This window comes from Chitinophaga sp. CF118 (genome assembly GCF_900112615.1).
Taxonomy (GTDB): Bacteria; Bacteroidota; Bacteroidia; order Chitinophagales; family Chitinophagaceae; genus Chitinophaga.
The window spans coordinates 25,954-41,020 of record NZ_FOMK01000004.1 but is presented as its reverse complement, the minus strand read 5'-3'; the positions used below and the strand labels follow the sequence as shown (position 1 = coordinate 41,020).

Sequence of the window (15,067 nt, the reverse complement as noted above, 5' to 3'; positions counted from 1 at the left end):
GGGTCAAATGGCTAAGGTTCGCAATATGTTTGTAGGTCTGCATTTGGGGCGAATGAAAAGAGGTTGTACCACACTTGATACAACCTCTTCATTATAACTCGATCAACTTGGGTTTGGGGTTATAAATTCGATATAATTGGTTGGCTAGGGTAGCTCAGAAAAACTAGAATATGTAAAATATACTAGCCTGAGCTACATTGGTCCGGAAGTCGGTCTTTACGTTTGCAATATTGAAGTCGCCCACTGTAGATAAGCCATAAATATACCTTGCACCGATGCCCAGCCCAAACGGGGTTTGATAACCTATACCTCCGGCTGCGGCCAGATCCATTTTCTTTGTAAATTCTCCATCAATCTTAGTATCTCCCCAATCTTCTTTTTGGCGAAGACCTACCTGTGGACCAGCTTCAAAGTATAATCCAAAATTGGTGCGATACTTTAAAAGAAAGGGTACAGTGATGTAAGAAACTTTTAGATCCTGATCACCGAAAGTACCTCCCTTGGCTTTTGCTCCCTGAGTAGAGAACAGAAATTCTTCCTGAATTGACAGATGATCTGTAATTTTAAAATTAACCAACGCACCTGCATGGAAGCCAACCAATGGATCGGTAGCGAAATCTGCATTGGAATAATTGCTGTAATTTGCTCCAGCCTTGAGTCCGAAGCTGAGTCTTTTCAGCAAACTCTGACTGTAACCATTGGTAGACGCTAATGCCAATACCAAACAAACAAATAGTAGCTTTTTCATTTTTTCCCTTTTAAGTTTTCAATATTAAATATGCATTCTAAAGAGTTGCATTAATTTTTTGTCGCCTCAAAATTGGTTATTTGAAGCAAGTTCTTAAAGGGGAAGATGAATGAAACGGACAAAGTCAGCAAGGAAACGGAAAATGCAGAGCTAGTTTGTTGTACGTGCTTAACCGATGTTAGCTGCAGCTTACCAAAGGAGGGTGCATTTAGGTTATTTAAATATCAGTATTACCAACCATCAATATGTTTGATATTACCGATTGATATTTAACCCGAATACCTAAATTTGTTGCTGATTATTTGTATTTCAAATGTCTACAATACGGAGGAACAATTGAAAGACATATCGATAACTCCGGGATTCAAATAACTGCTAATTTCAGTATCATGATTGTGAATAGTCCGGTTCAACTTGCAAAAGGTACATATGTAGGTATGAAAGTGAAAGAACGCGCTTTCGGTCATGTTTTTGCGAGCGAAACCTCTTTCACTCCGAATATGTCTTCAGAGTGGCATTTTCATGTTAACCCGCATTTTTCACATATCCTTGAAGGTGGTAGTAAAGAGGTAAGAAAAGGTGGATCTGACAGGCAATTTGCCGGTACCGGTCTTTATTATCATCCTGGTGTTGAGCATCAGAACATTGATTACCTTTTAGGTACCCGCATATTTAATATTGAACTGGGAGAAGGATTTTTTAAAGAATTCGGATTGTCGCTGCCTCCCGCATCTCTTATGTTCGAAAATAACACGCAGCTGAATACAAATGGAATTATCAGGATTATGAAAGAATATTACCTGAATGATTCAGATTCAGTAATTGCAATAGATCAGTTATGTATAGACCTCTTAGATCCCTTTAAAGAAGATTTCCGTTGCTTTCCCGAATGGACGGAAAAGATTAAATCTATCCTGAACGATAACTGGAATACACCATTATCACTATCTGAATTAGCTGTACAGCTTGACATTCATCCTGTTACTATTTCAAGGTATTTCGCCAGATATTTTGGATGTTCGGCAGGGGAGTACCTCAGGAAAATAAAAGTAGAACGGGCTTTGGGCCTGATAAAACAGGATAAATACACCCTTACGGATATTGCTTATGAATGTGGATTTTCTGATCAGGCGCACTTCACTAAAACCTTCCAACGAATTACCGGCCTGCTTCCCAAACAATACAGAAATATCTGATCAAGGCTAATTTTATACAATTTTACTTCTGCTGGCTACATTAGTTTTGCACTATCAATTACTAAAAGATAGTGAAACAGATGATTATCAGATCTAATCCCTTGCTGTTTGTTCAGCTAATAATAACTATGCTGTTTGGCGCCGGAGTACAGGCTCAGCATAAGAATGAACAATTGCGTAAATTATTTGATAAATATTACGAAGAACGGTTACAATTGTTTCCAACAGAAGCTACAGCTGCGGGTGACCATCGTTATGACGACCAGCTGGCTAATGATGGATCTGCCCCATATATTGCCGCTACCCGTAAATTTTATGTGAAGTACCTGGATGAGTTGAAAAAAATCAACAGAACAACATTGATAGAATCCGACAGAATTTCATATGATATACTGGTATATAATCTGAATGCAGCACTCGAATCAATATCACTACACCTGGAATATATGCCTATGAACCAGTTTGTTTCTACACCATTGGAAATGGCTTCATATGGTTCAGGGAAATCGGATCAGCTATTCAATACCGTTAAGGATTATGAGAAATGGTCGAAACGAATGATCGCATTTATGGAATGGACAGACACCTGCATTGCAAATTTTAATAAAGGTATTCATGCAGGTGTGGTATTACCAAAGACGCTTGTTGTAAAAATGATTCCTCAAATGGAAGCCCTCGCAGAGAAGGACACGGCCAAAAGCATATTTTACAAACCTTTGTCTCAGTTTCCCGCTTCATTTACGATAGCAGATAAACAACGGGTAACGGCCTTATATCAAAAGGTTATTACTACAAAAATGCTTCCCGCTTATCAGAAGCTAGCAACTTATCTGAAAGAAGTGTATCTGCCCGCAGCACAGCAACATGCAGGATTGTATGCCTTACCTGGAGGTGACAGGATCTATAATTACTACATACATTATTATACTACAGCACCTGAACTTACAGCAGAGAAAATTTATGAAACAGGCCTGGTAGAAGTAGCAAGGATTCATAATGAAATGGAAGCAATAAAGGTAAGCGTGCAGTTTAACGGCACATTACAGGAGTTTTTCCAGCATCTGAAAACTAATCCCTGTCTGATGCCTTTTAAGACAGCAGAGGAAGTGTTGCAGGCTTACCAGGACATCTATAATAAAGTACAACCAGCACTGGCAAAACTGTTTGTACATCAACCTAAAACACCTCTTGAAATCAGACGGGTGGAAGCGTATAGAGAAGCAGCTAATGCAGGGCCTTTTTATATAAAAGGAAATCTGGAAGAAAATAAGCCTGCCATTTTGTATGTCCCGGTTCCTGATGCTACTAAAATCAATGTCACTTTCTATGGTATGGAAGCAACTTTCCTCCATGAAGCAATACCCGGACATCATTTTCAGATATCTTTTCAACAGGAAAATAAGGATATTCCTGCATTCCGCAGGCAGCCGGCTTTCTATGCTTACCTGGAAGGCTGGGCATTATATGTAGAGTCGCTGGGCGAACAATTGAATTGTTATACCGATCCCTATCAGAAAATGGGTAAGCTGAACAATGAAATTCACCGTGCTATCAGACTGGTAACAGACGTAGCCATCCATACAGGTAAAATGACGCGGGAAGAAGCCATTGCCTATATGATGGCAAATGAATCTGTCAGTGAGTCCATTGCTACTGCAGAAGTAGAACGTTATATGGCACTCCCCGGACAAGCACTATCTTACAAAATTGGTGAAATAAAGATCAAAGCACTGCGCGATAAACTGGCATTACGACTAGGTAATAAATTCAGTCTGATGCAATTTCATGATGCACTGCTGGCTTATGGTGATATGCCGTTGAAAACCCTGGAAGATTATATGGATAATTGGGCCAGTCACTATGAGGAAAAGTAATAGGATTAGCAGAAAGATTAGTGAAATGCCCCCGGAAAGTTGGACAACAAACTGTTTCTAAATAGTGGCCTTCGGATTCCGATCAGATAAACTCCGTTTTAGGGCAATATGGTTAATTTGAGGGGATTTTTACGCAATCGGTTGCTTAAAGATCGCAAAAAAAATTACCTTTTGGAATTTGTTTTAAGGGAAGACGCTCTGATAACCAGATCTGCACGGAGTGTGATAGAATTAGTTATATATAGGTCGCTGATTCCTTTAAGATGGTTGATTATACTGGTGGCAGCTGTATTGCCCACGATATCGCCGGGATAATCGACTGTAGTGAGATTGGGCTCGATAATTTTACTGATAGGGTCATTGTTAAAGCCAGCAAATGCAACGTCTTCCGGAATACGGAGACCTTCAGCTTTAAGCGTAAGCATACAATATACCGCTGCTGTATCATTAGCGGAAAACACGGCATCGGGACGCTTATCGGGAGCTAAATCCAGGATATACCTGGCAGCATCTATCCCCGCCTGTTCCGAAAGCGTGCTGGTTAAATGAAGTTTTTCGGAAAAGGGCAGATTATGGTCTTTAAGAGCTTGCTGATAGCCTTCGAGCCTTTCCTTATAAACGTTCCTCAGCACATTTCCTCCCAGATGCATAATCCGTTTGCAGCCCTGCTCTATAAGGTGTTTGGTAATATTATAGGCAGCACTGAAGTTATTTATAACAACAGAAGTGCTTTCATTATGAGGATGAACACGGTCGAAGAAAACAACAGGTATTTTTCGCTTGAAAAAAGGCTCTAAATGATTAATATCCTGCGTATTATAAGAAAGTGAAACCAAAAGTCCATCTACTCTTTTATTGAACATCGTCGCTGCATTGAGTTTTTCCTTCTCCACGTCCTCAAGCGATTGCGCAATAATAAGATTGTACCCATGCCTGTTGGCGGCACTCTCCATGCCCGCTAGTACTGACGACATAAAGTAACTGTTAAGGCGGGGTACCAGTACTCCAAGCGTATGGGTTTGCCGGCTTCTCAGGCTACTGGCAAAGGTATTAGACTGATAACCAAGTGCTTTTGCTGCCTCAATGATTTTTTTTCGAGTGTTCTTATTGATCATAGGGTTGTTTTTCAACCCCCTGCTTACGGTGGCCGCTGAAATATTCAGGTGCTTCGCTATATCATATATTGTTACTTCCCGGTCTTCTGGCATGACTTATTGCTTGTTACCCAAAGGAAATGAACTTTTTTTGATTATAAAAATGCAATCGGTTGCGTTTTTATAGTTTTTTCTTATATTCGTTATATGAGTATCTGATCCCTTATGTCTGGTAGCAATTAACATTCTCTTTTAGCCTATTCCTCGCTATCAATAATTATATAAAAAGCCACATTAGTTATGAAAACAACTGAAAAATTAAAAGGCAAAATGAATTCAGTCCGGCTGTTAATTGGCAAGCCGCTGACACTTATTCTTTTTATAGCCTCTCTATTGACTATGCCAATTCTATCATTCGCCCAGGATACTAAGGATACTATGAAGGTCCGGGTAAGATTTACCCAGGATAAAACTATCCGGGGCCGGGTTACTTTAGATAACAATGACCCGGTTATCGGCGCGTCTGTAATGATAAAAGGCTCTAAGAAAGGAACAACAACAAACAATAATGGAGAATTCTCTATAGCTGCCCCCAAAGGCGCTGTTCTTGTTATTTCAAGTATTGGATATTCAAATGCAGAAACAACTGTGGGCGATGCCACCACAATAAATGTTAAACTGACCTCTTCCGCAACAGATATGGGAGAAGTAGTTGTAGTAGGATATGGTACACAAAAGAAAAAGGACCTGACTGGTGCTGTGGCAAGTGTAAACCTTGAGGCTTTAACCGGAGCACCGAATACAAATATTGCTCAGTTCCTGCAGGGAACAGTGCCCGGCTTAAACGTTGGTATGGCTACTACTGCCGGCGGAACTCCGCCTATTTCCATCAGAGGTCGTGTAACACTTAACGGTAATCAGAATGTATTGATTATTCTTGATGGTATCCAATATACCGGTTCACTTTCTTCCATAAATCCGGACGATATCGCAAGTATTGATGTACTGAAAGATGCCAGTTCCACAGCTGTTTATGGAGCACAGGCAGCTAATGGTGTTATTCTTATTACATCCAGAAGAGGTCAGCTCAATCAAAAACCAAGGATTTCATTTTCCACTGCGTATACCACTCAATATCCTACTATCGGAAATTTAAAACCGTATGACCGTGACGGTTACCTGTCTTATTTGCGGGAAGCTTTTTACGATAAGGCTTATCTCGGTCCGAATTATACAGAACCTAATCCGGACTTTAAAATTGAGGACGTGGCAGACAATAGTATCCGGGATGCTCAGGGCAAGCTGCGCCCAAATAATTATAACTGGTTTGATGAAGGCACAAATCCCGGTGCAATCGTTGAGAATTACCTGAGTATTTCCGGGGGGGGAGATAACGTTACCTATTTATTATCGGGCGGTTTGGTTGATCAAAAGGGTTTTATCATGAACGATAAGTTTAAGAGGAAATCAATACGTGCTAATATCGAAACAAGACCTCTAAGCTGGTGGAAAGTAGGTCTTCTTTCGTCTGCAGCATTTGTGAACCAGGATGGGGCAGAACCATCTTTTGGCAGCCTTCAGCGTATGACACCCTTAATTGTTCCGTATGATAGTACCGGTAAACTGATACCGTTCCCTATGAATACCCTGGAACCAAATCCATTCACCACCTATTACGTAGATGACTACGATAGAAACAACTATTATTTTGCAAATATCTACACCGATATAGATTTTCCTTTTTTGAAGGGGCTTAACTACCGCATGAATTTTGGTAATAATTACCGGTTATCCAAACACTATTTTTCAAGTATTTATGATGCTGGTCAAACTGGCAGAGCCTACAAGCAAAGCCAGAATTATTATGATTATACTTTTGATAATATTCTTACTTATACTAAAAAATTAGGCAAGCATGATATCACTGCTACATTATTATACGGTGCAATAGAAAGACAATCAGAAGATATTTTCTCTGAGGCTACAGGCTTTTCACGGCTTACGCTTAGTTATAATAATCTCTCACAGGGAGCCAATCAGTTTTCACGTTCCGATGCGTGGAAAGAGGCCCTGGCGTATCAAATGGTCCGCGTGAATTATAAATTCAATGACAGGTATCTGCTAACTGCCACCCTTCGCCGTGATGGATTTTCAGGGTTTGCAAAAAACTATAAATATGCCACATTCCCGGTATTGGCGCTTGGCTGGATATTGACAGAAGAGCGTTTTATGAAAAAGATTAAAGGTCTCGACTATCTGAAAATACGGGCGGGTTATGGTGTGAACGGAAACCAGACATCCCGGTACACTTCCATTGCGCGGGTTACAAATAGTGCTGCATATGTATACGGGGATGGCGGTACAACCGCTTTCGGGCAACAGGTATCTTCTTTAGGTAATGATGATCTGAAATGGGAACGTACTAAAGGAATGAACGTGGGTACTGACTTTACACTTTTCAATAATAAACTTACCGGTAGCCTGGACTATTACAGGAATAATACTTATGACCTGCTCTACAGCGTGGCAATTCCAGCTGTAACAGGTTTTGGAAATATTATGACCAACCTTGGTCAAATCCGTAATACCGGATTTGAAGCTGCATTAACTTACAATGTAGTAAAAACAAAGAATGTTAATTGGTCCGCAACATTCAATTTTTCAACGAATAAGAATCAGATCATTAGTCTTACAGGCGTAGATGCTAACAAAGACGGAAAAGAAGATGATCTGATTTCAAGCGGGTTATTTATCGGTAAATCTATTAGCGCCATATATGATTATAAATTAGACGGTATTAATCAACTTAATGATACCAGAATTCCAGGTTTTCCGGTTGGTTCTGTTAAGATAGTTGATCAGAATAAGGATAATGATATTACTCAACAGACAGACAGGGTTTTTCTTGGAAGGCAGGAGCCTGCATACAGGATGAGTTTATTCCAGACGTTTTCATATAAAGCTCTTACGCTTAGCATATTCCTGAATTCAGTTCAGGGTGGAAAGGATGGATACCTGGGTAATAATAATCCTTCGTTTTTCCGTGAAGACAATAGCATACGGGTAAATAATTTGCAGGGAATTGATTTTTGGTCCCCACGCAATCCTACCGGTAAGTATCCCAGGAATATTTCAGGCTCTCATGCCAAAATAGAACCTAACATGTACCAGGACAGAAGTTTTGTGAGATTACAGGATGTTTCACTTTCCTATAATCTGGCAACGGGCCTGCTTAAGAGATTTAAGGCCCAAACGATCAATCTGTATGTGAGCGGAAAAAACCTTTATACCTGGACCAACTGGGAAGGCTGGGATCCTGAAGCCAATGCCGCCGATGGCACTCCTTTAGGATTGGTAATAGGTGGCAGACCTGTTTTAAGAGGCTTTACTGTAGGGTTAAACATCATTTATTAAAAAGAAAGTTTTAAATTTTTTATATGAAAACGTTATATCGGGTATCACTCATTATAATGCTTTTTTCATTTAGCATTTCCTGTAACAGGAATTTCCTTGATGAAAAAGCTCTTTCATTCCTTAGCACCTCCAATGCATTTAAGACGATCAATGATTTTAATGCATCAATTAACAATCTGCATGGATTAGTGAGGTCAGAGTTTTATACATCGAGTGACTGGCAGCCTATGCACTACCTTTACAGGACCGATCTTGCAGTGGAAGTAGCAGTAGGTAGTAATCCAAATCTTTCGGCAGAATTTGGTCCCAATGGCGCGCTCCCCAATAATCACTGGTCCCAATTGTATAAAATTGTAGCAGAAGCAAATACTGTTATCAGCCGGCTTCCTTCCTCAGAGCTTTCAGATGCCGAAAAAATTCTGATTGAAGCAAAGGCACGATTTTTCAGGGCCTTCGGTTATCGGACACTTGCATATTTATACGGAGGAGTTCCACTTGTATTAAATGAGATCATAGGAGAAAAAACAGATTTCGTAAGGGCAACTAAAGAAGAAGTTTTAACGCAAGTGATCGACGACCTGAAGTTTGCGGCAGCTAATTTACCTGGCATCACAGCCGTTAACGATGGAGAAATATCAAACCTGGCAGCTCAGCACCTGCTGGCAGAAGTGTATATTGCAGACGGGCAATTCCAGAATGCAGTCAATGCTGCAACAATTGTGATCGACGATCCTGCAACTGATTTAATGAAGAACAGATTTGGTTCGCGTTCAACCGTTACGCCGGGAGATGTATACTGGGACTTGTTTCAGGCAAAAAATCAGAATAGAAAGAGTGCCAACAACACAGAAGCTATCTGGGTTATTCAGCTTGAAACAGATGTGCAGGGTGGATCTGCAGTGTCGACAGCTATGGCGGGAAATTACCAGTTGGAAAGGGTACATGTACCACTGTTCCGCGATATGAGGGTAAACGGTGTGGCTTTATTTCAATGGCCCATTGGTGATTATACAGGTGGGAGAGGAGTTGGATTTTTACAACCCACGCAATATTTTGCGGATAGCGTATGGCAAAGTGATTTCAATAATGATATCAGAAATGCTAATCATAATTTCGTAAGGGAGGTCGTAGCAACGAATCCTGCGAGTCCGTTTTTCGGACAGGTAATTTCTACCAAAAATCCTCCTGCCGGTGCTAATATAACTTTCCCATCGCGGGTCTTTTATCCTTATCAGTCAAAAGCAACTACACCATTCAATCATCCCACTGCTCTTTATGTTAATCCGGGTTCTACAGACCCAATAAAAAAGTATGAGTTAAAGTCTACAGCAGGTGGTACATATGCAGACCAGTATATGTTTAGGCTTGCCGAAACATATTTGCTGCGTGCGGAAGCATATCTTGGTCTGGGAAATACCGGAGCTGCCGCACTGGATATAAATGTGGTACGTTCACGGGCCAACGCTTCACCTGTTTTGGCTGGAAATGTCACGATCGATTATATACTTGATGAAAGATTAAGAGAATTTGGTGTGGAGGAGAAAAGGATGCTAACGTTAATGCGTTTAGGTAAATTGTATGATAGAGTAGTGAAGTGTAATCCTTTTTATGCGGGTAATATGCAAACGTATTTTAATCTTTGGGCAATTCCTCAGAGTGAGATAGAAAGAAATAGAAGTGCCATACTAGAGCAAAACGTTGGCTATAAGTAATAAAGTTAATTAAGGAGAGAGTATAACATCTCTCCTTAATTATTCTGATTGAAAATTTCTTCATACGATTTTAGTAATTTTAATTGATAGTTTTGAAGTTGATAAACCTTAGATACATGTCTGTTAATTTACCACTCGCGGCGTTTCGTTTTAAGTTTCGTGGATTTTTTTATCTTCTTTTACTCAGCTCATTAATCGGGAGCAGTTTTAAAAGTTTTGGATCAATTGTACAATCGAAAAATAAAATACATCCGGGAGCATCAACCAGGGAGCGCATCAGCATCAATGAAGGATGGAAGTTTTTCCGGTATGATGCTGAGCCCGATAAGTTGATATATGATGTACGCCCTGAGGTTACTGACCATAATGATAATAAGGTTGCGGATAGCAGACCGACTGAAGCAGTAACAATAAACTCTTCGGAGAAGGTATTGAAAAACTGGATACTGCCTTCCGGAAATGATTTCATTGCCGACCCTGCCAAACGACACCAGCGTCCGCAAGGTCAGCCAGGAAGCAACTTCCCTTTTGTACAAAGCAACTTCAATGATCAGTCGTGGGAGTCTGTAACCCTGCCGCATGATTGGGCTATTAAAGGTCCTTTTTATAGAGAAGCCAATGCTATAGTAGGAGGAGGAATGGGCAGACTTCCGATTCAGGGTGTAGCCTGGTATCGGAAAAAATTGAATATAACAGCTGCAGATAAAGGGAAATCTATTTACCTGGATATAGATGGCGCTATGTCATATGCTATGGTATGGCTGAATGGCAATCTGGTTGGAGGATGGCCATATGGCTACAATTCCTTTCGTCTTGATCTCACACCCTATATAAAACCCGGTGGAGATAATCAACTGGCTATAAGATTGGACAATCCGCCCAATTCATCCCGCTGGTACCCTGGTGGTGGTATTTACCGTAATGTGTGGCTCACAAAAGTAAACCCTGTTCATGTAGCACAGTGGGGTACCTTTGTTACCACCAAAAATGTATCGGCTTCATCCGCAACCGTTGACGTCGTTGTCCAGATCGAAAATAAATCAGATACTGATCAGAAAATAGAAATTGTTACAGAGATCTACACTGCCAGTAATAAAGAAAAAGTCGCTACGCTCCCTGTATCAGTTGCAACTGTAAAAGCCGGTACATTACATAAGGTTGAAAAAGCTCTTACACTGAAACATCCATTATTATGGGGACCACGGCCAACGCAGAAGCCTAACCTTTACATAGCGGTTACACATATACGCTCAAACGGAAAACCTGTGGATGAGTATCAAACCAGCTTTGGCATCCGTTCGTTGAAATTTGATGCCGTAGAAGGCCTCCTGGTAAATGGGGAGCATATACGTATTCAGGGAGTTAACCAGCATCATGACCTGGGGGCATTAGGCGCCGCATTTAATGTGAGGGCAGCAGAAAGGCAACTGGAGATACTTCGTGAATCAGGATGTAATGCTATCCGGCTGGCACATAATCCACCGGCGCCTGAATTGCTCGATTTAACAGACCGGATGGGCTTCCTGATAATTGATGAAATATTTGACGGCTGGGAAAAAAAGAAGACACCTTTGGATTTCCATCTGATTTTTCCCGACTGGTATGAACCCGATACGAGGGCCTTTATAAGAAGAGACAGGAATCATCCATCTATCATTGCCTGGAGTTTTGGGAATGAGGTTGGGGAGCAATATACTGCTGAACAGGGAGCCGCAGTTGCAACAAAACTGTATAATATTGTCAAAGAAGAAGACAGTACAAGACCTGCAACCGCATCCATGAATTATGCCAAGCCTGATATGCCTTTTCCTGCAGTGATGGATATATTGAGCCTGAACTACCAGGGAGAAGGAATACGCGATGCCCCGGCATATCTGCATCTCAAGGGCATAAGAACCTCACCTCTTTATCCTGCTTTCCAGAAAAAGTTTCCAGACAAGTTGATCGTTAGCAGCGAAACGTCGTCTGCATTGAGTACACGTGGCACATACCTGTTTCCGGTATCCGATGGGATAAGTGCTCCCATCAATGAAGGTGCGGGCGGCGATTCCGCTCAACAACAGGTAAGTGCTTATGAGCTTTATACGGCAGCATTTGGTGCGTCGCCAGACAAGGTATTTGCTTCTCAGGATAAGCACCCGTATGTAGCGGGCGAATTTGTATGGTCTGGTTTTGATTACCTCGGGGAGCCTACGCCTTATTATTCCGCTCGCAGTTCTTATTCTGGTATTATAGATTTAGCCGGGTTTAAAAAGGATCGCTTCTTTTTGTATCAATCAAGGTGGAGGCCAGAATACAAAATGGCACATATTCTGCCCCATTGGACGTGGCCGGAACGCGTGGGAATGATTACCCCTGTACATGTCTTTACGTCGGCCGATGAAGCGGAATTGTTCTTAAACGATGTTTCATTGGGCATAAAAAAGAAGGGCTTATATGAGTATCGCATCCGCTGGGACAGTGTTACCTATAAGCCGGGGGTACTTAGAGTGATAGCCTACAAAAACGGGAAAGTGTGGGCTGCCGATACCGTAAAAACAGCCGGGAAGGCTGCACAGCTACAGCTTATTCCAGACCGGAGTAATATACAGGCCGATGGAAAGGATCTTTCATTTATTACCCTTCGGGTTCTGGATAGTGAGGGAGTGTTAGTACCACGGGCCGATAATCAGATCAATTTTGAGATATCAGGACCAGGTGAAATTATTTGTACCGATAACGGTGATCCGGCTAATCTTGAATCCTTTCATTTAAAAGAAAGGAAAGCCTTCAATGGGCTTGCTATTGTCATTGTTCGTGCAAAAGCAGGAGCAAAGGGACAAATACAAGTAACAGCACAATCGTCGGGCTTAACGCCTGTACGTATCGTCCTAAATGCGCAATAGCGGACCAGCAAAGGCATTGGGGGAAAATAAAAGGGGAACAGTACATTTAATTGTAATGTTCGCCTTTCCCGTACAACGAACCGGACGATTGTAGAACCGTTATGGAGTAGGCCTTGAATCTATAAGAACCCCCAATACCAGGGTTTTATTTGAATAGTCACCCCGCCGGAATTATGTTTTACCACAATCCTTTGTATAACCCGGGAAATAAAATTGATCTTTGCATCCAAAAAAGACAAGATGTTCAAAAAGATAAAAGGTGGAGGTATAACAACTCATATTTTTTTTCTTTTACTTTTTTTAGTAGTTCCAATTCTTGTATTCCCAAGACCTCCGGGAGAGCCTCTTTTTATATTGAACAGGCCTTTTGTTCAGGATACGATAGCAAATGGTATGTTGCTCTGTTTTTTTTACCTCAATTATTATATTTTCATACCCAGGTTCTTTTTCAATCATAAATATATAGTATATACGTCTTGTGTAATACTTTCGCTAATCATAGCGTTTGAATTTCCACACCTGATAGTGACTCATTTGCTCAAAATGGACATGGATTTGCCAGAATTTCATACGCATATTCCACGTCCACTGCATAACCGTTCACCATTTTTCTTTTTGTTTGACGAAATGCGGCGTCATCTTTATCTGTTTTTTACAGCCACTTTTTTCTCATTTCTTTTAAGAACCAGAGAGCATTTGTCTCAACTAAAGGAGGAAAAGTTGAAAGCAGAGCTATCATCACTCAAATCACAGATAAATCCACATTTCCTGTTTAATACACTTAATAGCATTTATGTTTTATCGGTAATGAAAGATAATAAGGCAAGTGATGCGATAATTCATCTTGCTGGCCTCATGCGTTATGTGATTAAGGATGCTAATGATTATAAAATACCTTTACAAAAGGAAATTGATTACATAAGGAATTATATAGAGCTGCAAAAAGCCAGGCTGGGAAATACTACCTACGTTCGATTTGAGTGTTCCGGGGAGCCGGGAAGTAAAGAAATTACTCCGTTAATATTGATTACCTACATTGAAAATGCTTTTAAATATGGGATTAATCCCGATGTTGATGATTGTATTGTAGAAATAACACTTCAGGTTACTGATACCGGGATAAGGTTATATGTATTTAATAAAAAGGTACAAGTTCCATATGGTACTGAGTCTACAGGTATTGGTATGAGTAATACCCGCGAGAGACTAAAGCATATTTATCCTGAAAGACATAATTTACAAATTAGTGAAAATAAGGAAACATATTCTGTCACTCTTTCACTTCAATTGATATGATTAAAGCAATTGCATTAGATGATGAGCCATTGGCTCTTGAATTAATTGAAGCATTCTGCAAGAAATTTGATTTCCTTCAATTTGAAAAAGGGTTCACTAAAACAGCGGCAGCATTACAGTACCTGGAGAAAAATCCAGTAGAATTATTATTTCTTGATATAAAAATGCCTGCCATTTCGGGGGTTGATTTTTACAAATCACTGCAGTATAAACCGATGCTGATATTTACCACTTCATATAGTGAATATGCATTGGAAAGTTATGATCTTAATGCCATTGATTATTTACTAAAGCCGTTTACACTAAGCCGGTTTGAAAAGGCGGTTGAAAAGGCCAGGGCTTTTTACAATCTGGTTCAGAACGCAACAGTTGCAGAACAATCAAAACATTTGATGTTGAAAATTGATTACGGCGTTGTGAAGGTTGTACTGGCCGATATATTATTTATCGAGGGCCTGGATAATTATCTGAAAATTCACTTGCAAAACCAATTACCAATAGTTGTTCGAATGACCATGAAGATATTGTTGGAAAAGCTGAGTGAAAAGGAATTCATAAGGGTACACCGTTCTTATATAGTCCCTATAAACCGCATTGAATCGATGAAGCAAAGAATAATCACTATTGCCGGTGAAGAAATCCCTGTAGGCAAGCATTTTGAGCAGCAACTGAAAGTTCTTCTTAATAGTAATAGCGGAAAATAAGGCTGCCAGGATAAACCTCAAGCCCTTCATTTATTTTTGATCCATCCTCTTTTAATTCCCGAAGTTACTGTCATTATATAAATACCAGGTGTTGTTATAGCTGCTTATCCCGGATTCTTACTCCCCGACTGAATTTTAACAGAA

9 protein-coding genes are annotated in these 15,067 nt (G+C 40.5%); 7 read left to right on the top strand and 2 right to left on the bottom strand.

Annotated features, from left to right (window positions below; translation table 11 throughout):
• Positions 1–163: 163 nt before the first annotated feature.
• Complete coding sequence (locus BM176_RS16515) at positions 164–748, bottom strand: porin family protein (RefSeq protein WP_090105030.1); 585 nt, start codon at positions 746–748, stop codon at positions 164–166.
• Positions 749–1,137: 389 nt separating this feature from the next.
• Between BM176_RS16515 and BM176_RS16510 the strand changes: the two genes are divergently transcribed.
• A complete protein-coding gene (locus BM176_RS16510; protein ID WP_090105028.1) occupies positions 1,138–1,944 on the top strand; it encodes a helix-turn-helix domain-containing protein in 807 nt (268 codons plus the stop codon).
• 80 nt (positions 1,945–2,024) lie between these two features.
• Positions 2,025–3,818 (top strand): DUF885 domain-containing protein, encoded by a 1,794-nt coding sequence (locus tag BM176_RS16505; RefSeq protein ID WP_090105026.1) that lies wholly within the window; start codon positions 2,025–2,027, stop codon positions 3,816–3,818.
• Positions 3,819–3,982: 164 nt separating this feature from the next.
• Here the strand turns inward: BM176_RS16505 and BM176_RS16500 are convergent, their stop codons facing one another.
• Positions 3,983–5,026 (bottom strand): LacI family DNA-binding transcriptional regulator, encoded by a 1,044-nt coding sequence (locus BM176_RS16500; RefSeq protein WP_090105023.1) that lies wholly within the window; start codon positions 5,024–5,026, stop codon positions 3,983–3,985.
• A gap of 186 nt (positions 5,027–5,212) precedes the next feature.
• Between BM176_RS16500 and BM176_RS16495 the strand changes: the two genes are divergently transcribed.
• From BM176_RS16495 to BM176_RS16475, 5 genes are all read left to right on the top strand, one after another.
• Positions 5,213–8,326, top strand: a complete 3,114-nt coding sequence (locus BM176_RS16495) for a SusC/RagA family TonB-linked outer membrane protein (RefSeq protein ID WP_218162227.1) — start codon at positions 5,213–5,215, stop codon at positions 8,324–8,326.
• Between the two features lie 23 nt (positions 8,327–8,349).
• Positions 8,350–10,038 (top strand): RagB/SusD family nutrient uptake outer membrane protein, encoded by a 1,689-nt coding sequence (locus BM176_RS16490; RefSeq protein ID WP_090105021.1) that lies wholly within the window; start codon positions 8,350–8,352, stop codon positions 10,036–10,038.
• A gap of 116 nt (positions 10,039–10,154) precedes the next feature.
• On the top strand, positions 10,155–12,923 hold the full coding sequence (gene galB, locus BM176_RS16485; protein WP_090105018.1) for a beta-galactosidase GalB: 2,769 nt from the start codon (positions 10,155–10,157) through the stop codon (positions 12,921–12,923).
• A gap of 240 nt (positions 12,924–13,163) precedes the next feature.
• On the top strand, positions 13,164–14,219 hold the full coding sequence (locus BM176_RS16480) for a sensor histidine kinase (RefSeq protein ID WP_090105016.1): 1,056 nt from the start codon (positions 13,164–13,166) through the stop codon (positions 14,217–14,219).
• Positions 14,216–14,923: a LytR/AlgR family response regulator transcription factor gene (locus BM176_RS16475; protein WP_090105014.1), complete on the top strand. Its 708-nt coding sequence runs from the start codon at positions 14,216–14,218 to the stop codon at positions 14,921–14,923. Before BM176_RS16480 ends, BM176_RS16475 begins: the two co-directional genes overlap by 4 nt.
• Positions 14,924–15,067 lie beyond the last annotated feature (144 nt).